Genomic DNA, 23,607 nt, shown 5'->3' with positions numbered 1-23,607 from the left:
ATTCCGAGCCATGTTTCTTCGTTTTCCATTCGCCTTCGCCCAGCATCTTCACGCCGGTGCTGTCGACCAGCAGATGCAAGCCACCACGACTGGGGCGATAGGGTATGTTCACGGTCAGCGTTTTCTGACGGCGGCAGACCGTGCTGTAGTCAGGCACGGGCCCATCCAGGCCCGCCAGATGCATCAGGCTCTGCACGAAACCGATGACTTGGCGCAACGGCAGGCCGAACAGCCCCTTGATGGTCAGGCAGAACTGGATGGCGGCATCGCTGAACGTCGGTGATCGACCGCGACGACCGGTGGGCTGGCCGTGCCATTGCATGTCACGATCCAGCCACACCGAGAGCGAGCCTCTGGCCTTGAGGGCTGCGTTGTAATCTTTCCAGTTGGTGGTGCGGTATTGGGCGGCAGCGGGCTTGGTCATGGGTGCGCTAGCCTACAGACTCGGGACGTTTGTGCAACAACGCCGCGTCACGGCCTGCGCCGCCATCGGCAGGGCCGTCGCGCAGGCCGTGGTGTCCAAGCCTGCGCGGGTCAGGCGACGACTGTTGGCCGAGATGTGACGCCGCGCGCATCCTGGCCACACACGCACCGCACTCGCCACTGCGAACTTGCCCTGCCCACGCGCGCTTATTCGCGCATGATCTGAGAACTTATTCACGCTCCTTTCATGCGCTGCGCAGGCAAGCGAAAATGCAGCGCACGGCGTTGAAAATCCTCGCCGCCCCCCAGCCCAGCTTGCGCATTACCCCTTGCATTGCATCTCCTGGCGGATCAACGCAACGGATGAGAAGATGGCAAAAAAGGTACTGACATAAAAAAACCTGCCGTATGCCATTGCATGCAGCAGGTTCCTTGCGCTTTCGAGAGGCAACCCAAGGGTTAACAACTTTACTTGGTGCCGTCGGCGAGACTCGAACTCGCACAGCCATGGGCCACTACCCCCTCAAGATAGCGTGTCTACCAATTCCACCACGACGGCAAATGTCATTTGCCCCGTCTAGCAGTAGCTGCCGCCAAACGGGAAACGATGATTCTAATCGAAAAACTTCAGCCTGAACGCAAGAACGTCGCTTTTTGCTGCCAGCAGGCAGCGGCGCCACAATGCCCTTGCCTGCCAGCTACGTAGTTACTCCTGCACTGGTGTTGCGCTCTCCTCACCTGCTGCCGGCGCGTCCGCGGCGGCGCCGGGTTGCTCTGCGGCCGCAGGGGCCTGCGCGGCTGCGGGCGATGCTGCTGGTGACGCGTCGGCTCCCGCACCGGGGATGGCATCGACGGCGCTACTGCCCGAAGACGCCGGCGCTGCGGGCGCGGTATTGCCACTGGCGCTGTCTGCCCCCGGAATGGCCGCAGCAGGACCGGTCTCAACCGGTGCGACCAGCGGCACATTCTCGAACACGCTACTGCCGTCATCGGCGCTACCGGCTCGCTGCATCCCTGCGCTCGCCATCAAGGCGAGTGCCAGCGTTGCAGCGAAGAACACCGTCGCGCAGACGGCCGTCATGCGCGAGAGAAAGTTGGCGCTGCCAGAGGCGCCAAAAAGACTGCCGGCACTGCCGCTGCCCAGCGACGTTCCCATGTCCGCGCCCTTGCCCTGCTGGACGAGAATCAGCCCAATCATGGTCAGCGCCGCAGCCAGCTGCAGCAGCAGCACCAATGTCATGGTTACACTCATGTTCAATCACCTCTCTCGCTAAACAAAATTCCTTGCGAAACAGCCGCGCGCACTTGCATGATGCAGGCGGCCTCCACCCCCAAATCCCAGCCCCTGCCGATCACTGCTGCGCTGCGGCATGCACAATCGCAAGAAAATCGTGGGCTTTCAACGCCGCACCGCCAATCAGGCCACCGTCGATATCGGCCTGTGCCAGCAGCTGCGCGGCGTTGCCCGCATTCATGCTGCCACCGTAAAGAATGGCTACCTGCTCCGCCGCATCTCCGAGCAGACGGCGCAGTGCCGCATGGACTTCCTGCGCCTGCTCGGGCGAGGCAGTGCGCCCCGTGCCGATGGCCCAGACGGGCTCGTAAGCCAGCACCAGGTGGGAGACCGCGACTCCAGGCTGTGTCAGCACTGCCTGCAGCTGGCGCTGCACCACCGCAAGGGCCTGCCCCGCGTCGCGCTCTTGCAGGGTCTCGCCCAGACAGACGATGGGTACCAATCCTGCCGCCCGTGCGGCAGCGGCCTTCTGCGCCACGACCGCATCGCTTTCCTGCTGATACTTGCGCCGCTCTGAGTGGCCAACGATCACGTACCGCACATCGAACTCGGCCAGCATCGCTGCCGCAACATCGCCCGTGAACGCGCCAGCCGCATGGGCCGAAACGTCCTGGGCAGCAAGCTGCAACAGCGTCTGCCCCTGCAACAAGGCTTGTAGTTGCGCCAGATAGACCGCTGGCGGAGCCACCGCTACGCGGACATCTGCCTGCGTGCCAACAGCCTCCGGCAGACCGTCAAGAATGCCACGCACCAATGCCGCGTTGGCATCCAGGCTACCGTTCATCTTCCAATTGCCAACAACCAGCTTACGTCCCATCGTGTTTCCTTTCTTGACGGTCTTCACGACCATGTCAGCACCAGCTTGCCGATATGCTGGTTGGACTCCATCAACGCATGCGCCTGCGCGGCCTGTGCAGCAGGAAACTGGCGATAAATCACAGGCTTGACCTGCCCACTCTCAATCAGTGGCCATACTTTTTCACGCAGCTTGGCGGCAATGGCGGACTTGAATGCCACTGGCCGCGGCCGCAGCGTGGAGCCGGTGATCACCAGCCGGCGTTGCAGCACCAGCGCCGCATTGAAACCAGCCTGAATGCCCCCTTGCACGGCGATGATGACGAGACGGCCATCTTCAGCCAGGCACTGCACTTCACGCGCCACATAGTCGCCTGCGACCATATCCAGAATTACGTCTACGCCGCGACCACCCGTGATGCGCGCGACTTCCGCCACGAAATCCTGTGTGCGATAGTTGATCGCGTGCGCCGCCCCCAGTGCCAAACAGGCTTGGCATTTCTCCTGGGATCCCGCCGTGACAAGGACCTGCGCGCCCAAGGCGGTGGCCAGCTGAATGGCTGTCACGCCAATGCCGCTGCTGCCACCTTGCACCAGCAAGGTTTCACCGGGCTGGAGGCCGCCACGATCAAACACATTGCTCCAGACAGTGAAAAATGTCTCGGGCAGGCAGGCCGCCTCCACGTCGCTCAACCCGGTTGGCACGGGCAGGCATTGGCCCACCGGGGCTACGCAGTATTGCGCATAGCCGCCACCGGCTACCAGTGCGCAGACGCGATCACCCATGCGCAGGCCAGCAGCTTCCAGGGCCACGGGGTCGCCATCGACGATCTCTCCGGCAACTTCCAGGCCCACGATTTCGCTGGCGCCAGGCGGCGGCGCGTACTTGCCCTTGCGTTGCAGCACATCGGGCCGGTTGACACCGCTGGCAGCGACGCGAATCAGCGCCTCCCCCTGCCCCCACTGAGGCCGGGGTACCTGTCCAAGCCGCAACACTTCTGGTGCACCAAACCCATCCAGTACAACAGCTTGCATGGTAATGGCAGACTCCTCGTCAAGGTCTGACGCGCGGCAATGCGACGTCATGGATTCACGCCGGATCGGCGGGCTGCTCCTGCGCGGGCGCCTCCTCGCGTGCCGGGCGATCCAGCAGCACCTTGCGCGAGAGCTTGATGCGGCCCTTGTCGTCCGTCTCCAGTACCTTCACGCGCACCAGTTCGCCTTCCTTGAGGTAGTCGCCCACCTTCTCGACGCGTTCATGCGCGATCTGGCTGATGTGCAGCAGGCCATCCTTGCCTGGCAGAATGTTCACGAGTGCGCCGAAGTCGAGAATCTTCGTCACCGGGCCTTCGTAGATCTTGCCGATCTCCGCCTCGGCGGTGATTTCCTCGATGCGACGCTTGGCTTCGTCGGCCTTGGCTGCATCGACCGCCGCGATGGTAATGGTGCCATCTTCGCCAATGTCGATCTGCGTGCCGGTTTCCTCGGTAAGCTGGCGAATGGTGGCACCACCCTTGCCGATCACGTCACGGATTTTCTCGGGGTTGATCTTGAGCGTGTAGAGCTTGGGCGCATAGCCGGAGACTTCCGCCTTGGCCTCGCCCATCGATTCGCGCATCTTGCTCAGGATGTGCAGGCGCGCTTCCTGCGCCTGCGCCAGTGCCACCTGCATGATCTCGCGGGTGATGCCCTGGATCTTGATGTCCATCTGCAGTGCGGTGATGCCCGTCGTGGTACCCGCCACCTTGAAGTCCATGTCGCCCAAGTGATCCTCGTCGCCAAGGATGTCGGTCAGCACGGCAAAGCGCGACTCATCCTTGATCAGGCCCATCGCGATGCCCGCCACATGCGCCTTCAGCGGCACGCCGGCATCCATCAGCGACAGACACCCGCCGCACACCGACGCCATCGAGGAGGAGCCATTGGACTCCGTGATCTCGGAGACAACCCGCATCACGTAGGGGAACTCGTCCTTGGATGGCAGCACTGCTTCCAGCGCACGCTTGGCCAGGCGTCCGTGACCGATCTCACGGCGCTTGGTCGAGCCCATGCGGCCGACTTCGCCGGTGGCGAACGGCGGCATGTTGTAGTGCAGCATGAAGCGCTCTTCATATTCGCCAGCCAGTGCATCAATGCGCTGCGCGTCGCGCTCGGTGCCCAGCGTGGTAACCACCAGCGCCTGGGTCTCGCCACGCGTGAACAGGCTGGAGCCATGGGCGCGTGGCAGCACGCCATTGCGGATCTCAATGGGACGCACGGTACGCGTATCGCGCCCGTCGATGCGGGGCTCGCCAGCCAGAATCTGACCGCGCACGATGGCCGCCTCAGTGTCGAACAGGATGTTGTCGACCTCGACGGGATCGAACTCGACACCCTGCTCGGTCAGCGCCGCCTTGACGTCGGCATAGACCGTGCGCGTGGCCTGCGTGCGCTCCTGTTTGGAACGGATCTGGTAGGCCGCACGCAGCCTTTCCTCGCCCAGCGCCTTGACCTTGGCGATGAAGTCGTGATCCTTCTGCGGAGGCTGCCAATCCCACACAGGCTTGCCGGCATCGCGCACCAGCTCGTGAATCGCATCGATGGCGATCCTGCCCTGTTCGTGGCCGAACATCACGGCACCGAGCATAACCTCCTCGGTCAACTGATCGGCCTCCGACTCGACCATCAGCACGGCGCTCTCCGTGCCCGCCACCACCAGATCCAACCGACTGTTCTTGCGTGCGGTGCGGCTGGGGTTGAGCACGTATTCGCCGTTGATGTAGCCCACACGCGCGGCGCCAATAGGGCCGTTGAACGGAATCCCGGACACGCTCAGCGCGGCACTGACGGCAATCAACGCAGCGATGTCAGCGTCGACTTCCGGATTCAGCGACAGCGTGTGCACGACCACGTGCACTTCGTTGTAAAAACCCTCGGGAAACAAAGGACGGATGGGCCGATCGATAAGCCGGCTGGTCAGCGTCTCCAGCTCGCTGGGCTTGGCTTCGCGCTTGAAGAAGCTGCCGGGGATCTTGCCCGCAGCATAGGTTTTCTCGATGTAGTCAACGGTCAGCGGGAAAAAGTCCTGCCCTGGCTTGGCATTCTTGCTGGCAACCACCGTGGCCAGCACCACCGTGTCTTCGATGTTGACCAGCACCGCTCCGGTGGCCTGGCGGGCGATTTCGCCCGTCTCCATGATGACCTTGCGATCACCCCACTGAAACTCTTTGACGACCTTGTTGAAAATGGACATGGTTGCTCCTGGTTAGAAGGCGCACGCACGAGCGGCGCACGCACGAGTGCGGCTCATGGCCACACAAACACTCCAGCGCCTTGCGACTGCCGTCGCACCAGAACACGATGCCATTCCATGGACGCCGCACAGTCGCGCGACCTCCATGGAATGACACAGCTTCGCTCTGTGCGGCAACTGGAAAAGAAAAACAGAAAAAACACAAAACGCCTGGTTGCCAACCAGCAATCCCAGGCGTTGCGTGCATGGTGCGCCGATTACTTGCGCAGGCCGAGCTTGGCGATCAGCGCCGTGTAACGCTCGGCATCCTTGTTCTTGAGGTAGTCCAGCAGCTTGCGACGGCGGCTGACCATGCGCAGCAGGCCGCGACGACCATGGTGGTCCTTGGCGTGCTGCTTGAAGTGGGGCGTCAGCTCATTGATGCGGGCCGTCAACAGTGCCACCTGCACTTCCGGGCTACCCGTATCGTTGGCGCTGCGCGCGTTCTCTTTGATGACTTCTGCCTTAACAGACGATGCGATCATGATGATTTCCTGTAAATGGGGCGCATGTATGAGCACCCCGTTGCACATGCGCCGCTGCTGGAAAAGGCTGCGGCGTGAAAGAGCTGCGAATTATAGCAGGCGCGCATGCCCGCACTGTGCGCGGGCAGTCAGGCTGCGCAATCACTGCCCATCCGATGGCGCGTCATCGCGAATCAGGCACACATCGACACGTTCGATGCGCTTGTCCTCAATCTCGACCACCTCAAAGCGCAAGCCTCGGTGCTCAAGCACCTGTCCGAGCTCGGGCAGGCGGCCCAGGCGGGACATCATCAGTCCCGCCAGGGTCGTGAATTCCTCCGCATCCTCGGCCAGACCGGAAATTCTGGTCTCGCGCGCCAACTCGTAAAGATCGGCCAGGCCGTCAACACTCCAGTGCCCAGGCTCCAGCGACTCGATGGACAGGCGCTCGCCCACTTCCGGGAATTCGCCCGCAATCGCCTCAAGCACATCCATCGGCGTAGCCATCCCGAGGATTGTGCCGTACTCATCGGTGATCAGCGCCACCTGGCGGCGGGTCTGGCGGAACATGCCCACGAGCTTGATGACCGACAGGGTCTCAGGTACGACCAATGCCGGCTGCAGGTTCTCTCCAACGGTGATCACGCCGTTCTTGACCAGATCGGCCAGCAGATCCTTGGCCTTGGCCACCCCCAGCACATTGTCCAGCCCGCTCTTGTCGCAGACCGGAAACAGGCTGTGTGGGTTGGTGGTCAGCGTCTCGTAAATGCTGTCGCGGCTGTCACCGATGTCGATCCACTCGATTTCCGAGCGCGGCGTCATGATGGAGGCCACGGAACGCTCCGCCAGCGCGAGCACGCCGCCGACCATCTGCCGCTCCTCGTCCGCAAAGGCCTTCGAGGCACCGTCGCCTATCGGGTCGGCGCCGTCATCTTCCGGACTCGTCTCCAGCCCGTTGCGGTCTCCCAGCATGCGCAGGATCGCCTTGGCCGTGCGGTCGCGGATGGGCATTTGCGCAACATGGCGCTGCATATTGCGCTGGCGCCACTGGTTCAGCGCCTCGATCATGATGGAGAAACCAATGGCCGCGTACAGATAGCCCTTGGGCAAGTGGAATCCAAGTCCCTCGGCCACCAGCGTCAAGCCAATCATTAACAGGAAGCTCAGGCACAGCACCACCACCGTGGGGTGACGGCTGACAAAACGCGTCAGCGGCTTGGACGCGACGATCATCACCACCATCGCGATGATGACGGCAGCCATCATGACCGGCAGGTGCTGCACCATGCCCACGGCCGTGATGATGGAGTCCAGCGAGAACACCGCATCCAGCACGATGATCTGCAGCAGCACCAGCCAGAAGCTGGCATAGCCGCTCTTGGATGGCCCCGCATGCTGAACACCTTCTAGGCGCTCATGCAGTTCGGTCGTGGCCTTCCACAGCAGGAACAAGCCGCCTGCGAGCAAGATGATGTCCCGCCAGGAGAATGTGAATATCCAGATGCTGAACAGCGGATTGGTGAGCTTGATGATTTGCGCCATCACACTCAGCAACACCAGCCGCATCAGCAGCGCGAGCGACAGGCCGATGACCCGCGCCTTGTCGCGCTGGTGCGGCGGCAGCTTGTCAGCAAGGATGGCAATAAAGACCAGGTTATCAATACCGAGGACGACCTCAAGGACGATCAGCGTGAGCAAGCCGACCCAAATCGTCGGATCTGTCAACCATTCCATGGTGTGGAAAAAGAGAGTGGGGAAAAGGGGATCTGCGCCCGTAAAGGCATGGATATCCGCAGGTTCGCGCCATGCGACGCCGCCATGCGAGATGCAGAGAAAGAGGATGCATTCGGCGCATCGGCTTCGAGGCAGCGCTGCGGGCATCTGCCAGCCAGCCGCACACGAAGGCGCGCGAGATGCGATCGCATTGGCAGCGCCTGCTGCCTCACAGGCCAGCGTGCCAAGTCAGGAGACGGCGGGGCGCAGGCGGCACACGTCGCTCTGGGCACGCGCGGCAAAGGGCCGTCGCACGCAAGCGCTGCAGGCCGAAGCCGCAACGCCGTTTCCAGCAAGTCAATCAAACAGAGGATCTGCCGCAGTCCGCGCACATAAGCGCCCGGGTAACAGCAAGCGCAAACATACAGCGCAGGACGCAAACGCACTGCACAGCCGAGCCGCCACGGGAAAATGGCGGCAAGCAGCGCAGCAGGATGGGAAACTCGGGATAAATGCGAATCCGCAGGGGGAGGTTCCATAAGTGGGCCGATTCTACCGCATCAGCGGTGCTGCACGCTGCCACGATCGCTTCACGTGCTCCCCAGCCAGTGCAGGTAGGCATTGCGCGTGCGCTCGGAAACCGACGCCAGTACCTTGCCGTGATCAACCTGATGTCGCGCAATCAGCCGTGCATCGGCCACCGCGCGCGACTTGCAGAACCAGTGGCAGCTGTGCTGCAGCAGAAACAGCTCGGCAGAGAGTTGGTAGGCCCTATCCTTGGGAGACAGGCCCGAGGGATTCTCGACGATCTCGCGCACGCCCTGCGCATGCAGCCTGAGCAGTTGCCGGAAATCGCGCGTCACAGCCGGCAGAAAACGCTCGACATACGGCACGCACATCGCCCATCTGGCTATGCGGGTGTGCTCCTGGGGCTCCCGCGCAACCGCCTCTGCCAGCCGCTCGATCTGTCCGGCAACGCCACACTCACTGGCGGCAAACGTCTCCCAGATCTGGTTCTGCCGGTTCACGTCCTTTTCGCGGATGGCGCGGAGATAGCCCTGGGTCAGCGTTTCCATGTGGCGCTCGACCTGCAGGCCCGACAGGTGCTTTCCCAGCAGGACGATGCGCTGGGCCTGATAGCGTGCCCGCACCACCATCCACGCCAGCACGAGTACAACGATGACAAATGCAATTTCCATAAACGCGCCGCGATAGCGGCTTCAAGACGATTTGATAGATGGAGACCCCGTCCAGGGAGCGCGAGATTGTCACATGCCCCGGGTTCTGCTGGAAACCATGCGCCGACGGCTGACGCGCTGGCTGCGGCCTATACGTCGACTTCCACGTCGTCGCCATGCATTTCCATCAGCTCACGGCGTGCTCCCGCTTCCCCCTTGCCCATGAGTTGCGCAATGTAGCTCTCCGTCTGCGAAAAACTGAACATACCCAGCTGCACCTGCATCAGCCGGCGGGTGTCGGGGTTGAGGGTCGTCTCCCACAGCTGCTCGGCGTTCATCTCGCCCAACCCCTTGAAGCGACCAATGGTCCAGGCGCCTTCTCTGACGCCGTCCTTGCGCAGCTTCTCCAAGGTGCTCTGCAGTTCCTGCTCACTGAGCACATAGAGCTTGGTGGCCGGCTTCTTGCCACGCGCGGGCACGCTGATGCTGTAGAGCGGGGGCTGCGCCACATAGACGTGGCCGGCCTCGATGAGCTTGGGAAAGTGACGGAAGAACAGCGTCAGCAGCAGCACCTGGATGTGTGCACCGTCCACATCTGCATCGCTGAGAATGCAGATCTTGCCGTAGCGCAGGCCGGAGAGGTCCACCTCGTCGTCAGGACCGTGGGGGTCGACGCCAATGGCCACGGCAATGTCATGCACCTCATTGTTGGCAAACAGGCGATCGCGCTCAACCTCCCAGGTATTGAGGACTTTGCCGCGCAGCGGCAGCACCGCCTGGGTTTCCTTGTCGCGCCCCATCTTGGCGCTGCCGCCTGCGGAATCGCCCTCGACCAGAAAGACTTCGTTGTAGGCGATATCACGGCTTTCGCAGTCGGTGAGCTTGCCGGGCAGCACGGCCACCCCCGAGCCCTTGCGTTTTTCCACCTTCTGGCTGGCGCGCTGGCGCGTCTGCGCCGCCTTGATGGCCAGCTCCGCGATGCGCTTGCCGTAGTCCACATGCTGGTTGAGCCACAGCTCCATGGCCGGCTTGACGAAGCTGGAGACCAGCCGCACCGCATCGCGCGAATTGAGTTTTTCCTTGATCTGCCCCTGGAACTGGGGATCGAGAATCTTTGCCGACAGCACGTAGCTGGCACGCGAGAACACGTCCTCGGGCATCAGCTTGACGCCCTTGGGCAGCAGCGCATGCAGGTCGATGAAGCCCTTGACGGCCTGGAACAGCCCGTCGCGCAGGCCGCTGTCGTGCGTGCCGCCAGCGGGCGTGGGAATCAGGTTGACGTAGCTCTCGCGAACCGGCTGGCCCTCCTCAGTGAAGGCCACGCACCAGCTGGCCCCCTCCCCGACGGCAAAGCTCTCGTGATGGCGGTCGGCAAAGCCCTCGCCCTCGAACATCGGAATCACAGGATCGGCCGCCAGCGCCTGTGCCAGATAGTCCGCCAGACCACCCTTGTACTGCCAACTCTGCGTCTGGCGGGTTTTCTCGTTGGTGAGACTGACGCTCACGCCCGGCATCAATACGGCCTTGCTGCGCAGCAGGTGAAGCAACTCGGGCATCGGCAAGGTCTTGGACTCGAAGTACTTGGCATCCGGCCAGACACGCACCGTCGTGCCCTGCCGCCGGTCGCCCTGCTGCGCCGGGCGCACCTGCAGCGGCTCGACCACGTCGCCGCCGTTGCCGAACACCAGCCTCGCAACCTGGCCGTCACGGTAAATGGTGACTTCCAGCCGGGTCGACAGCGCATTGGTGACCGACACACCAACACCATGCAACCCCCCGGAAAAGCTGTAGGCGCCACCTGAGTCCTTGTCGAACTTGCCGCCCGCGTGCAGCCGCGTGAACACCAACTCGACCACCGGTGCCTTTTCCTCCGGGTGCAACCCGAACGGGATTCCGCGGCCTTCGTCCTCGACGCTGACCGAGCCGTCCTCGTGCAGCGTGAAGCGGATCTTCTTGCCGTATCCGGCCAGCGCCTCATCGGCCGCGTTGTCCAGCACCTCCTGAATGATGTGCAGCGGATTGTCCGTGCGCGTGTACATGCCCGGGCGCTGCTTGACCGGCTCAAGGCCCTTGAGCACCTTGATCGAGCCTTCGGAATATGCGTGTCCGCCGGTGGCGGCATTTTTGCTTGATGTGGCCATGGCAACGATTTTAGGGCCTGCTAGTGCGCCATCCACGCGGGCGGGCACTGCAGCCGGTTCCGGCACAGACGGATTCCCACAACCTTTTCTCAGCTGCGATACGGCTGCGGCGTCGCAATCAGTACCTCGTCGAGCGTAGTACTGCCATCGACGATGCGCTGCGCGCCGCCCAGCCGCAGCGGGCGCATGCCGGCCTGCACGGCCTCGCGGCGCAGTGCCGCCATGTTCACGTCGGCGTGGATCTGCTCACGCACCTGCTGGTTCACGGTCAGCAGCTCGTACAAGCCCAGTCTGCCGCGATAGCCGCTCATGCGGCACTCGGTACAGCCCACGGGCCGGTAAGGCGTGATGGTCTTTTCGCCGAGATTCACCTTCCAGGGCTTGACAGCCTCATCCAGCAGCGCAGTCGCAAAGGCATCGTCCGGCGTCTTGCACGATGGGCAGAGGGTGCGCACCAGACGCTGTGCAAGCACGCCCAGCAAGGTGGCACTGATCAGATAGGCGGGCACGCCCAGCTCCATCAGGCGGGTAATCGCCGATGGCGCGTCATTGGTGTGCAGGGTGGAGAACACCAGATGCCCGGTCAGCGCGGCCTGGATGGCCATTTCGGCCGTCTCCAGATCACGGATTTCGCCCACCATGATGATGTCCGGGTCCTGGCGCATCAGCGCGCGCAGGCCTTCGGCAAAGCTGAAGTCCAGCTGGGGCTGGACTTGCGTCTGATTGAAGGCCGGCTCGATCATCTCGATCGGGTCCTCCACGGTGCTGACGTTCACCGCTTCAGTGGCAACGCGCTTGAGCGTCGAGTACAGGGTGGTCGTCTTGCCCGAACCGGTCGGACCAGTAACCAGGATGATGCCGTGCGGCTGATGCACCAGGTGTTCCCAGCGACGCGCATCGTGCGGGGTGAACCCCAGATCCGACAGGCTCTTGATGGTGTTGTCAGGATCGAAAATGCGCATGACCATCTTCTCGCCAAACGCGGTCGGCAAGGTCGACAGGCGCATCTCGACTTCCTCGCCACGCGGATTGCGCGTCTTGATGCGACCATCCTGGGGCCGGCGCTTTTCGACGACATCAATGCGCCCCAGCAGCTTGATGCGTGCAATCATGGCATTGAGCACGCCGATGGGCATCTGGTAGACCGTGTGCAGCACGCCGTCGATGCGAAAGCGAATGGCCCCCTGCTCGCGGCGCGGCTCCAGGTGGATGTCACTGGCACGCTGATCGAAAGCGTACTGCCACAACCACTCGACCACGCGGATCACACCCTGGTCATTGGCATCCAGCAGGCGGTTGCTGCTGCCCAGTTCGACCAGCTGTTCGAAGCTGGCCAGACCGGCGCCGCTGCCCGCACTTTGCTTCTGGGCCGAGCTGACCGAACTGGACAAGGCATAAAACTCGCCGATGTAGCGCTCCAGCTCCAGCGGGTTGGCCATGACCAGCCGCACCGGCCGCTTGACCTGGCGTTCGATCTCGCGCACCCAGTCGATGGCATACGGCTCGCAAGTGGCCACCACCACCTCGTCGAGCGAAACCTTCAGGGGCAGCACGCCATAGCGGCTTGCATACGCTGCGCTCATCACCTCGGCCACACGTCCGACATCCGCCTTGAGCGGGTCAATGCGCACGAACTCCATACCGGCCCGTTGCGCCACGAATGCACTGAGGTCATCAAGCGTCAGCGGCGTGCCTTGCTGCGCATGCGAAAGCGCAATGCCAGCCAGACGAACCAACGGGTTCTGGCTACTTTCTGCCCGCGAAAACCGGGCTATCGTACGCTGCGCCTCTTCCGGCGAAATGACGTCATCGGCATGCAGCCACTGCACGACATGCAGCCAGTCCAGGCGGCCACGAAACGGCGGACGGCCTTTGCCGGCCGTGCCGTCTGCCTCTCGCATGGCCGAGTCCTGCAGCGCACCGTGCGCCGCCGAGGACGGCATGTCCGCACTGGCGCCCTCGCCCTGCCCATGTAATGTCGATGTCTGGTGTGGCAATTGCATGACGCCGCCTTTTTCTCGCTCCGCAGATGTTGGCAACCATTATGCGCGCGCAGATTTATCGCGCGGGCATGGCTGATCACAAGGCCAGGATTCGCACCACGGCTGGCGGCACTGCACGGAGACCTGGCAACGCGAGGAATGAAGCGTTCGCGACCGGGGTTCTCAGAACCTGTTTACGCTCTTTTCATACGCCGCGTTGCCTCACCGGGCGATGCGATGCAAGGCGCAAACCGCAGTCGGGCTGGTGGCCCGACGAGGATTTGCAACGCCGCAGCGTGCGTCTGGCGAGGCAACCCCAAGGGGGCAGCCAGGCAAAGGCACACCGGACAGCGTTGCCCGCCTTGCGCAGACGCCCACAGTCTGGGCTGCGGCAGGCGCCTTGCCCGCCGCGCCTTTGCCTGGCTGCGCGGTGCATGAAAAGAGCGTAAACAGGTTCTCAGCCCAAAGGCTGCGTGTGCACATGCCGCATCGCCAAATCCATCTGCCCGGACAGCATCTGGGGCAAAGCCCCCAACGTGTGTTCAATGGCCTGATCGATCGCCTGACGGTCCTCCGCGCTCGGCTTGCCCAGGACCCAATTGATCACTTCCGCCTTCACGCCCGGATGGCCGACACCCAGGCGCAGACGCCAGTAATCGGGGGTACCCAGATGCGCCTGGATGTCCTTCAGCCCATTATGGCCGGCATGACTGCCGGCAAACTTCAGCTTGACCTGGCCGGGGCGCAGGTCCAGCTCATCGTGCACCACCAGAATCTCCTGTGGTTCGATGCGATAAAAGCGCGCCATCGCCCCCACGGCCTGCCCCGACTTGTTCATGAAGGTCATGGGCTGCATCAGCCAGACGGGCTGCCCGCCAATGTTGACCTTGGCCAAGTTGGCGTAGAACCCCTTCTCGGGCGCAAGCGCCGCGCCCGCTAGTTGGGCCACACGATCAATCCACCAGAAACCCGCATTGTGGCGAGTCCCGTCATACTGGGGCCCAGGATTGCCCAGCCCTACCAACAGCTTCAATGCCATAAACGCCTCTCCTGTGCGATGCGCATCCACAACATGCCATAGGCCTGCGACGCAATGCAATAAAAAAAACCCGCCCATATCGGGCGGGTTGCTAGGTGCAGTCAGGCCCGAGGGGCAACGCCTGCGCCCGTCGGGCCGGATGCCATTACTCTTTGGCTTCGCCTTCTTCTGCGGCAGGCGCAGCATCGGCTTCCTCGGCTTCGGGCGCCGATGCAGCGGTAGCCAGCACTGGGTTGATGGCGGCCAGACGCTTGAGGGCGGATACACCGCGCGGCAGCTTGATGTCGCGCAGACGCAGCACGCCGTTCTTGCTCATCTTGCTGAGATCGACCTCGATGGACTCGGGCAGATCCTTGGGCATGCAGGTAACTTCAATTTCGTTGGTCACGGTCGAGATCACCTGTCCATCCACCTTGACGGCTGGTGCTTCCTCGGCACCGACGAAATGCAGCGGCACACTCATGTGCAAGCGCGTACGATCGTTGACGCGCTGGAAGTCCACGTGCAGGACCAGTTGCTTGTACGGGTGGTACTGCACATCGCGCAACAGCACCTTTTCAGTCGTGCCGTCGATCTCGAGATCCAGAATGCTGGAATGAAAGGCTTCCTTCTGCAGCGCAAACCACAGCGGATTGTGATCCAGCTCGATCATGGTGGGCTCGGTCTCGCCCCCATAGACGATGCCAGGTGTACGACCGATATGACGCAGACGGCGGCTCGCACCCGTTCCCTGCTTTTCACGTTTGTATGCAACGATTTGCATGACTCTCTCCTGATAGGGGCCGGCCGCGACCAGCTCGCAACCCCAGACTTGACAAAATGCGCGGCAAGCCATGCCGCGCGGCTAAAAAACCGAAATAGTGCCGATCCGCCGGTTCAGTTCAGAACAGGCCTTCCTGATCGGTAAACAGACTCATGACCGAATCCCCGCGCGCAATGCGTTGGATGGTTTCGGCAATCAGCGGTGCCACCGACAGCTGACGAATCTTGCTGCACGCACGCGCGGCATCAGACAGCGGAATCGTGTTGGTGACGACCACCTCGTCAAGCGCGTCGCCACTGCCAATGCGCTCGATGGCAGGGCCAGAGAAGATCGGATGCGTACAGTACGCATGCACGCTCTTGGCACCGCGCTCCTTGAGTACCTCGGCAGCCTTGACCAGGGTACCGGCGGTGTCGATCATGTCGTCCATGACCACGCAGTTGCGCCCATCGATCTCGCCGATGACATTCATCACCTCACTGACATTCGCCTTGGGGCGACGCTTGTCGATGATCGCCAGATCACACCCCAGCTCCTTGGCCAGCGCGCGGGCACGCACAACACCGCCCACGTCCGGCGAAACAACGATCAGATCGTCGTATTTCTTCTGGTTCAGATCATTGAGCAGCACCGGCGAGGCGTAGATATTGTCGACCGGGATGTCGAAGAAACCCTGAATCTGGTCGGCATGCAAATCCATCGTCAGCACGCGCGCCACACCCACCGTCTGCAGCAGGTTGGCGACAACCTTGGCCGAAATCGGCACGCGGGTCGAGCGCGGCCGACGATCCTGGCGCGCGTAGCCGAAATACGGAATCACCGCACAGATGCGCTCGGCCGAGGCGCGCTTGAGCGCATCAACCATGATGAGCAGTTCCATCAGGTTCTCGTTGGTCGGCGCGCAGGTTGGCTGGATCACGAAGACATCGCGGGCACGCACGTTCTGCTTGATCTCGACCGTCACCTCGCCATCCGAGAAGCGTCCGACCTGCATCGCCCCCAACGCGGTGCCAAGGTGCTGCGAGACTTCCCTGGCCAACGCGGGATTGGCGTTGCCGGTAAAGACCAAGAAATCGGGATGATGATGGGCACTCATAGAACCGCTCGCGATCGTGGAGAAGATCATTCAGGTGAAAGCAGACCAATGCCGCTGCCGCCAGCGCATCAGGCGCGCCCTGGTAACAAGCCCACCGATGCATTAAAGGGCCGAACCGGCACCTGCATACCGAGCCAGCCCTACACAATACCAAAACACAAAACGCCGCAAAGCGGCGTCTCAATCAATGGCAGGGGAGGAAGGATTCGAACCCTCGAATGCCGGAATCAAAATCCGGTGCCTTAACCAACTTGGCGACTCCCCTGCACGTGGTGCGGCACCGTATGCCACCCCACTTCAAACTTTTTTAGCACCCACGCATTGCTGCGCAAATACCTGAAAATCACAGCAGCAAATTGCAAACCCGCATCACCCAGCCATCAGGCAAACTCGCCGAAAGCCGCTGCAATTGCAAGCCACAGTCTTCCTGCCCAAGCACTGCAAACACTGCAGAACCAGAGCCTGTCATTCTACCGCGAAATCCTGCAGCTTTCAGCAAAAAAATGGCTTTTTTTACGTCAGGGCAGATCTGCTCTGCCGCCATCTGCAAGTCATTTCCGCCAAACCCAAATGGGTCCGCTGCAAAGCCGGAAATTGTAGCAGATTGATGGGAGCGGTTCAGCAACGGGTGACGAAATATTTCAGCCGTGGCAGCGCCCTGCTGCGGCTTGACGACAACGAACCGCGTCGGAGGCAGCGTCACCCGCTCTTGCAAGGGCGTGATCTGCTCACCGACTCCCTCCACCCATGCATTGCTGCCGACAAGAAAAAAGGGCACGTCCGCACCGAGGCTGGCGGCAAGGGGCAGCAGGCGCTCCAGCGGCCAGTCCAGTCTCCACAGGCGGTTGAGTGCAAGCAGCGTGGCGGCCGCATCCGAGGAGCCCCCTCCCAGGCCAGCCTCGGAGGGGATGGACTTGTCCACACGGATATGCGCTCCCAGGGCGACGCCGCCAGCCTGCTGCAGCGCGCGTGCGGCACGCACCGTCAGGTCCTGCGCGGGCAGCGGCACGGTCACATCCTCGCGAGTGATGGCTGCGGAATCGGTGCGGACCCAAAAATCCAGTGTGTCCTGCCAGTCAATGCGCACAAACACGGACTGCAGCAGATGGTAGCCGTCATTGCGTACACCGGTGACATGCAGGAACAGATTCAGCTTCGCAGGCGCCTTGACGCCTTCAATGCGCATCAACATGGCTCGCGCTCAGGCTGGATCTGTGTTCTCGAGGATGACGCGCAAACGGGTGCGCGGCAGCGGCTGCTCACGCAAGGCCTCGATACGCCCTTGCGCAAAGCGCGAGAGGTCAACCCGCCAGCCGGCAACTGGCTGCGCCTGTCCGGACAGCCATGCAAACAGCGCGGCAATGGGCACTGCCGTGCCGAACACCCGCTCCGCCAATGCTTCCAGCGATTCGCCCTCGACCTGCTCATTGCCTGTGCGCAGATAGGCCGCACCCGGGCCCCAGTGCAGACGCGCCATGACATTGCCCAATGGGTTGAACACCTGCAACTCACCGCGCTGCGCACTGCCGCGCAGCTCGAAACTGGCCACGTGCGACTGCGGCTGCGACTCCTCAGTACGCAACGCAAGCCTTCCGCGCCAGTGGCCCTGATGCAGCACATAGGGGGTGCGACGGCCCGGCAACGCGCAGGCTGCCAGCAAGGCAGCAGCGCCGACTGCAGCCAGCCAGCTGCGCCGACGCAGCAGGTCGCGCGGGACAGGGGTGGCGCGCGGGTTCATTGCGACTCCTGTCTGCGCGACTCGGCGGCGCCCGACGCATCCAGCCGCTGCATCGTCTCGCGCAAGGTCTGGTTGTCCGGCTGCGCCTGCGCGGCGCGCTGCCAGATGTCTCTGGCACGAGCGCGTTGGCCGGCCTGCCACAGCACCTCGCCGAGATGCGCGGCGATCTCGGCATCCTGATCCCCGTCATAGGCCTTCTGCAAGAGTTCGATGGCACGTGCCAGATTGCCTTCACGGTACTCCAGCCAGCCCAGACTGTCGAGGATGTAGGGGCTGTCCGGCTCGAACGCCAACGCGCGGGTAATGAGTGTCCGTGCCTCATCCAGACGCTCGCCGCGATCGGCCAGCGAATACCCCAGCGCATTGAGCGCATGGTGATGCTCGGGCGAGCGCGCGATGATGGCGCGCAACCGCGCTTCCATCTCTGCCGTGCGGCCAAGCCTTTCTGCCAGCAGGGCCAGTTCGTAGGCCAGATCGTCGTCGTCCGGGCTGGCCTCCACCAACGCGCTGAGCAGCACGTAGGCCTCATGGTAGCGCGCCTGGTCACGCAGCAACTGCACCTCCGCCAGCACCTTCATGTGCCGCATATCTTCATCCAGTGCCGGCGCACTGCGAATCGCCTCGCGCGCCTCGTGAAGCCGTCCTGCGCCGGCCAGAGCCTGTGCGTGCTGAAACAATGCGCGGGCGGCCACTTCGGGTTCGCGAATCTGTTCGATAAAGCGACGTGCCGCGTCATGGTCGCCTTCAACATCGGCCAATTGCGCACGCATCACGTTGGCCTCATCCAGCCCGCGCTGGCGTGCACCCGAGGGTGGCAGCTGCACCAGCTGCGCCTCAAACGCATCCAGCGACGCGCGTGCGCGGGCATAGTCCTGCCGGCCTGCTTCAAGCGCCGCCTTGGCCAGCCATGCCTCGCTGAGCGCGGGATCATTGACACGCGTCACACGCTCAAGAACTTCCAGCGCCTGCTCGGAATGATTCTGGCCGATGAGCATGCGCGCATAACTCAGCAGAAACCGGGGCGAGGCCTGCTCGCTGGCCGCATAGCGGTGCAGCGGCGCGCCCGCCTGCACCTCACCGCCACCATACAGCTCCAGTGCCAGAAAGGCAGCCCCGCTCGCGCGCGGGTTGATGGCAAATGCCTCACGCATGCGCGCCAGCGCCCCCTCGGCATCACCTGCCTGCAACTGAATGCGCCCCAGCACCGCAACGGCGTCACCGCGCCAGGGAGAGCCTGGCTGCAGGAATTCTTCAAGCGCCGCCTCGACGACCTTGAGCACCATCTGCTTGTCCGGCACGCGCTGATACAGCAGCGGAATGGCGTACAGGTTCTCGGCCATCTCCGCATCCGGCGTCAGGCGCAGTTCCTGGCGCAGGTGCCACTGGGACTGGGGAATGCGGTTGAGCGCCAGCAGCATCTGCAGCACTGTCTGGTTGGCCTCGCGCGACTGCGGCATGGCCTTCTGCCAGGCCTGCGCCGCCTCCAGCGCGCGGTTGCCGTCGCCCATCTGCAGTGCGGCCTGCAGGGCCCGCTGGTACAGATCTTCCTGCTGGCGCGTCTGCGCAGCACGCATCAGCAGGGAATAGGCGGTCGCCAGATCCCCCTGCTGGCCGGCGATCTCCGCCACCAAGACTTCGTAGACGCTCTCGGCCATGGCGCGGGCGCTCAACGACGCTGGCGCATTCTCCAGCCGGGCCGCAACATCATTTTCCTGCGCTGGCGTGGCCTGGCAACCCGACAGCAGCAACGCGCTGCCAGCGACCAGGGACATCCATCTGCGGTGCGATTTTTTATGCATCGAACCATAATAATCCAATTGCCCAATCCCAATCATGACGCGGGATAGCACCGCGTGCCGCCGCTTACCTGCAGCCACCATGCCAGAATTGCCTGAAGTCGAAGTCACCCGCCTGGGCATCGCACCCGCCATGATTGGCCGGACGCTTGAGGCTGTCGTGCTGGGCAAGCCGCTGCGCTGGCCGTTGGGGTGCGATCCGCATACGCTGGCGGGCAGCCTGGTGACCGATGTGCACCGCCGAGGCAAATACCTGCTAATCACTTTGCGTGAGCGTGGCGTGCTGGCCCTGCATCTGGGCATGTCCGGCAGCATGCGCGTGCTTCCCGTGGCCACGCCGCGCGGACCGCATGATCACGTCGATCTCGTTTTCGCTGAACACGTCGTACGGCTGCACGACCCTCGCCGGTTCGGTGCCCTCGTCCATGCCGACAGCGCGTCCGATCCTCGCCTGACCAAGCTGCTCGGCAGGCTGGGAGCGGAGCCGCTGTCGCCTGCCTTCACGCCCGAAACGCTGCAAGCGGGCTTTCGCGGCCGCAGCGTCAGCGTCAAACAGGCATTGCTTGCAGGTGATGTGGTGGTCGGTGTGGGCAACATCTATGCCAGTGAAGCCCTGTTTCTCGCACGCATTCACCCTGCCACGCGTGCAGGCCGCATTGCGCCGCAACGTCTTGCCCGGCTGCATGCGGCCATCGTGCAGGTGCTCGCGGATGCGGTGCGCTTGGGCGGCAGCAGCCTGCGGGACTTCGTGGCCAGTGACGGCAGCCATGGCCATTTCCAGCTCAGCGCACGCGTCTACGGGCGAGCCGGCCTGCCCTGCACCGTCTGCGCCACGCCCATCCGCCACATCGTGCAAGGTCAACGCAGCACCTACTACTGCCCGCGCTGCCAACGGTGAGAGCCTGTTTACGACTTCGCGACAGGCCTGCGCGGATCGCTGCACCACTGGCTCCAGCTGCCGGGATAGAGCCTGCTGCCGCGCAGGCCCGCCTCCTCCATCGCCAGCAGGTTGACAACGGCCGAAACACCGCTGCCGCAGGTGTGCACGATCTGCGACGCATCGCGTGTCCCCATGAGCGCCTGGAACGCCGCACGCAGCTGCGCCGCAGGCTTGAGCCTGCCGCCTTCCAGCTGCGCGGTAAACGGCAGGTTGACTGCACCGGGAATATGGCCCGCCACCGGATCCAGCGGCTCCACCTCGCCACGGTAGCGCTCAGGGGCACGGGCATCCACCAGCAGTAGTGCATCCGTGCCCAGCGCGGATTCGACCTGGGCGACATCCACCTGCAGGTCATCGCGGACCTGCGGCGTGAACGCTGCGGGCGTGCGGGCGACGGGCGTGCCACACGCAAGCGGCAACCCTGCGGCCTGCCAGGCCGGCATGCCGCCATCGAGCACGCGCACCTGCTCGTGCCCCAGCCAGCGCAGCATCCACCATAGTCGCGCGGCCATCATCCAGCTTCCCTGATCGTAGGCCACGACCAGGCTGTCATCGCCAATGCCGGCTTGCGCCAGCCTGGCGGCAAGGGCGGCAGGATCCGGTAGCGGGTGGCGGCCGCTCTGCGCCGTCGGGGTGCCCGACAGATCCTCTTCCAGGCTGAGGTAGACCGCGCCGGGAATGCGCGCAGCGCCAAACGCCTGGCGGCCCCAGCCGGCATCGCCCAGTTCGAAGCGGCAATCCACCACCACCAGTTTTTGCCCGGGCGTGGCGGCCTGCATGTGCTGCCACAGCTGCTCCGGGCTGATCAGATGACTGGATGCTTCCACGCGATGGCACTCCTGATTCAGAACGCGATGCGCGCAATGCTCTCCGGCGCTTCGCGATCGGCCTCGCGTCCGTTCTTGACGCTGACGTACAGCACCTGATTGACGTCGTCATAGGCCAGGCTGTTGGGATGGTCCGGCAAGGCGATGGTGTGCAGGCGCTCCAGCGTCTGCGTATCAAACACCGTCACGCTGGCGCCACCACGATTGGTCACGAACAGCCGGTGCCGCGGTGCATCCAGGCGCAATGCAATCGGCCCCTCGTCGGTCGGGATGCCGGCCGTGATGCGGCCACTGTCAGGATCGAACACCACGACGCGGTTGCCCGGATGCGGCACAAAAGTGGGATCAACCTTCTGGCGACGCGCATTGATCGCCTCAAGGCCCTGGTCTGTGGCAAACAGGCGGCCGCTCTGGGCATCGAACCACAGGTTGAGCAGCTGGTCCGCCGCGACCTCGTAGGCATTGCGAATCTCAAGTGTGCGCGTATCGACCTCGAACAAGCCGCTGCGCAGGTTGGACACAAACAGGCGCTGGCGTGCCGGATCCAGTGCAATGCCCGTGGCCACCTGACCGAAACCTGGCACGACTTTCTCGACCCGCAGCGCCTGCGTGTCGACGACATACAGCGCACTGCCTTCCGTGCTGAGGCCAGGCGCGTACAAACGCTTGTTCGCAGGATCGAGCACCAGCTGACGGAAATGATGGGCGAAGCGCTCACGCCCGTCCGCCCCCTTGGTCTTGTGCGCAATCAGCTGCACGGACCCAACCGGCTCCAGCGTGGTGCTGTCGAACACCGCAATGCGCGCATCAAGGCCCTGACCCACGTAAATGCGGTTGGCCGCATCGTCCAACGCAATGCCAAAGCCGCTGGGCTCCAATGGCACTTCGGCCACGACGGCCAACGTGTCCGGCTCGAGTTTGAGCAACTTGCTCGCCGGCGCGTCCTCGCCAAAGCCGCCGGCGGAGACGGCAAACAGCGCATGCTGGCGGGCGGAATAGGCCAGCTCGTACAGCGCTGGGGCAATGGCAGCACGCGAGACCTGCGGCGCCGCAGCCACAGGCTGTACCGACGCGGCGGAAGCTGCCGCTGGCGACGTGCCCGCCGAATTGGCGGAAGGGGTGCTGCAGCCCACAACAAGGACTGCCGTTGCGGCAACTATCAGAGAAAGTAAACGAATTTGCATGCGAAGCCGGCTCCATTCAAAAACACACATTGAAAACTTGCTGGCTGAGCACGCACCCACTGGATTGCAGGCGTACTTTGGCTACAGGGCGCATTCTCGCACAGGGGCAGTGCGGCCTAAGAACCTGTTCAAAGTCTCTGGAGTTATGAGATGCTTTGGGGATGAGAAAGAGCTATCCGAGCGACATCAGCCGTGAACAATTCGAGATTGTCAAGCCGTTGTTGGAAAGCGCGCGCAAAAAGACCAGCCCCAGGCGAGTAGACCTGTATGAGGTGTTCTGCGCGGTGCTGTACCTGCTCAGAAGCGGCTGCCAGTGGCGCATGCTGCCCGAGGAGTTTCCGAAGTGGCGCACGGTGCACTCGTACTTTGCGATCTGGAGCGAGCCACGCGAAGGAGGCAGCCTGCTGGAGCAGGCTTTAAAAAAATCAGGTTGGCGCGGCCCGAGAGAGACTGGGGCGCAACGCCTGCAGCACGCTCTTGATCGTGCACGCGCAGAGCGTCAAGAACAGCGATACGGCGGGCCAGAAGGGCTATGACGCAGGTAAGAAGGTCTCGGGCATCAAGCGCCACATTGCGGTGGACACGCAGGGCCTGCCGCACGCGGTGGCGGTGACCACGGCCGAGGTGACGGACCGCAAAGGGGCGTTGCAGGCGCTGCGTCGTTGCGGGCCTGGACTCAGGCAGGTGCAAAGTCTACTGTGCGACAGCGGCTATGTGGGTCAGCCCTTCACACGGGGTGTGTGCGAGGTCCTGGGTGAGCATGTGACGGTGCAGATTGCCAAACGCAGTGAACTGCATACCTTCAAGGTCATGCCCAAGCGCTGGGTGGTCGAGCGCAGCTTCGCCTGGCTGGGCAAGAGCAGACGACTATGGAAGAACTGCGAGCGCCTGCTCAACACCAGCTTACAGTTCATTCACCTGGCATTCTTGGCTTTGCTGCTCAAAAGACTTTGAACAGGTTCT

General features: G+C 63.1%; 19 protein-coding genes, 2 tRNA genes and 1 pseudogene. 2 read left to right on the top strand and 20 right to left on the bottom strand.

Annotated features, from left to right (window positions below; all coding sequences use genetic code 11):
- From AAV94_RS09870 to AAV94_RS09785, 18 genes and pseudogenes are all read right to left on the bottom strand, one after another.
- Positions 1-424, bottom strand: a pseudogene (locus AAV94_RS09870) (IS5-like element ISPa35 family transposase); the annotation flags it as partial.
- A 472-nt stretch (positions 425-896) separates the two neighbouring features.
- Positions 897-982, bottom strand: a tRNA-Leu gene (locus AAV94_RS09865).
- Between the two features lie 147 nt (positions 983-1,129).
- Positions 1,130-1,675 carry a preprotein translocase subunit SecG gene (gene secG / locus AAV94_RS09860; protein ID WP_046742157.1) on the bottom strand — a complete coding sequence of 182 codons (546 nt, stop codon included), beginning with the start codon at positions 1,673-1,675 and terminating at the stop codon, positions 1,130-1,132.
- A gap of 100 nt (positions 1,676-1,775) precedes the next feature.
- Positions 1,776-2,534, bottom strand: a complete 759-nt coding sequence (gene tpiA, locus AAV94_RS09855) for a triose-phosphate isomerase (RefSeq protein ID WP_046742164.1) — start codon at positions 2,532-2,534, stop codon at positions 1,776-1,778.
- 23 nt (positions 2,535-2,557) lie between these two features.
- Positions 2,558-3,547 (bottom strand): NAD(P)H-quinone oxidoreductase, encoded by a 990-nt coding sequence (locus AAV94_RS09850; RefSeq protein ID WP_046742156.1) that lies wholly within the window; start codon positions 3,545-3,547, stop codon positions 2,558-2,560.
- A 55-nt stretch (positions 3,548-3,602) separates the two neighbouring features.
- Positions 3,603-5,744 (bottom strand): polyribonucleotide nucleotidyltransferase, encoded by a 2,142-nt coding sequence (pnp, locus tag AAV94_RS09845; RefSeq protein ID WP_046742155.1) that lies wholly within the window; start codon positions 5,742-5,744, stop codon positions 3,603-3,605.
- 257 nt (positions 5,745-6,001) lie between these two features.
- Positions 6,002-6,268, bottom strand: a complete 267-nt coding sequence (gene rpsO / locus AAV94_RS09840; RefSeq protein ID WP_052755007.1) for a 30S ribosomal protein S15 — start codon at positions 6,266-6,268, stop codon at positions 6,002-6,004.
- Positions 6,269-6,409: 141 nt separating this feature from the next.
- A complete protein-coding gene (locus AAV94_RS09835; protein ID WP_046742154.1) occupies positions 6,410-7,981 on the bottom strand; it encodes a TerC family protein in 1,572 nt (523 codons plus the stop codon).
- Between the two features lie 569 nt (positions 7,982-8,550).
- Complete coding sequence (locus AAV94_RS09830; RefSeq protein WP_046742153.1) at positions 8,551-9,159, bottom strand: hypothetical protein; 609 nt, start codon at positions 9,157-9,159, stop codon at positions 8,551-8,553.
- A 128-nt stretch (positions 9,160-9,287) separates the two neighbouring features.
- Positions 9,288-11,279, bottom strand: coding sequence for a DNA topoisomerase IV subunit B (locus tag AAV94_RS09825; RefSeq protein WP_046742152.1), 1,992 nt, complete (start codon positions 11,277-11,279; stop codon positions 9,288-9,290).
- An 89-nt stretch (positions 11,280-11,368) separates the two neighbouring features.
- Positions 11,369-13,180 (bottom strand): GspE/PulE family protein, encoded by a 1,812-nt coding sequence (locus AAV94_RS09820; protein WP_046742162.1) that lies wholly within the window; start codon positions 13,178-13,180, stop codon positions 11,369-11,371.
- A gap of 538 nt (positions 13,181-13,718) precedes the next feature.
- A complete protein-coding gene (pth, locus tag AAV94_RS09815; protein WP_046742161.1) occupies positions 13,719-14,300 on the bottom strand; it encodes an aminoacyl-tRNA hydrolase in 582 nt (193 codons plus the stop codon).
- 145 nt (positions 14,301-14,445) lie between these two features.
- Positions 14,446-15,063, bottom strand: coding sequence for a 50S ribosomal protein L25/general stress protein Ctc (locus AAV94_RS09810; RefSeq protein WP_046742160.1), 618 nt, complete (start codon positions 15,061-15,063; stop codon positions 14,446-14,448).
- A 118-nt stretch (positions 15,064-15,181) separates the two neighbouring features.
- Entirely contained in the window at positions 15,182-16,159 is a 978-nt protein-coding gene (locus tag AAV94_RS09805) for a ribose-phosphate pyrophosphokinase (protein ID WP_046742151.1), read from the bottom strand.
- 188 nt (positions 16,160-16,347) lie between these two features.
- Positions 16,348-16,424, bottom strand: a tRNA-Gln gene (locus tag AAV94_RS09800).
- Between the two features lie 78 nt (positions 16,425-16,502).
- Positions 16,503-17,348 (bottom strand): 4-(cytidine 5'-diphospho)-2-C-methyl-D-erythritol kinase, encoded by an 846-nt coding sequence (ispE, locus tag AAV94_RS09795; RefSeq protein WP_407927315.1) that lies wholly within the window; start codon positions 17,346-17,348, stop codon positions 16,503-16,505.
- 12 nt (positions 17,349-17,360) lie between these two features.
- Positions 17,361-17,897: a lipoprotein insertase outer membrane protein LolB gene (locus AAV94_RS09790; RefSeq protein WP_046742150.1), complete on the bottom strand. Its 537-nt coding sequence runs from the start codon at positions 17,895-17,897 to the stop codon at positions 17,361-17,363.
- Positions 17,894-19,669: a tetratricopeptide repeat protein gene (locus AAV94_RS09785; RefSeq protein ID WP_046742149.1), complete on the bottom strand. Its 1,776-nt coding sequence runs from the start codon at positions 19,667-19,669 to the stop codon at positions 17,894-17,896. The genes AAV94_RS09790 and AAV94_RS09785 overlap by 4 nt, the downstream gene beginning before the upstream one ends.
- Before the next feature lie 106 nt (positions 19,670-19,775).
- On the opposite strand from AAV94_RS09785, the gene mutM reads away from it, so the two are divergent.
- Positions 19,776-20,591, top strand: a complete 816-nt coding sequence (gene mutM / locus AAV94_RS09780) for a bifunctional DNA-formamidopyrimidine glycosylase/DNA-(apurinic or apyrimidinic site) lyase (protein ID WP_046742158.1) — start codon at positions 19,776-19,778, stop codon at positions 20,589-20,591.
- 8 nt (positions 20,592-20,599) lie between these two features.
- On the opposite strand, the gene AAV94_RS09775 is transcribed toward mutM, so the two are convergent.
- On the bottom strand, positions 20,600-21,460 hold the full coding sequence (locus AAV94_RS09775) for a sulfurtransferase (protein ID WP_046742148.1): 861 nt from the start codon (positions 21,458-21,460) through the stop codon (positions 20,600-20,602).
- A gap of 17 nt (positions 21,461-21,477) precedes the next feature.
- Positions 21,478-22,644: a YncE family protein gene (locus AAV94_RS09770; RefSeq protein ID WP_046742147.1), complete on the bottom strand. Its 1,167-nt coding sequence runs from the start codon at positions 22,642-22,644 to the stop codon at positions 21,478-21,480.
- Between the two features lie 161 nt (positions 22,645-22,805).
- On the opposite strand from AAV94_RS09770, the gene AAV94_RS14680 reads away from it, so the two are divergent.
- Positions 22,806-23,598 (top strand): IS5 family transposase gene (locus tag AAV94_RS14680; RefSeq protein WP_156454342.1). Its coding sequence is split into 2 segments (ribosomal slippage): positions 22,806-23,065 and positions 23,064-23,598, totalling 795 coding nucleotides; the frame shifts between segments, so codons are not numbered across the junction.
- The last annotated feature ends 9 nt before the right edge of the window (positions 23,599-23,607 follow it).

This window comes from Lampropedia cohaerens (assembly GCF_001005215.1).
GTDB lineage: Bacteria > Pseudomonadota > Gammaproteobacteria > Burkholderiales > Burkholderiaceae_C > Lampropedia > Lampropedia cohaerens.
The sequence above is the reverse complement of the archived record's forward strand: the minus strand, read 5'-3'. Positions and strand labels throughout refer to the sequence as shown.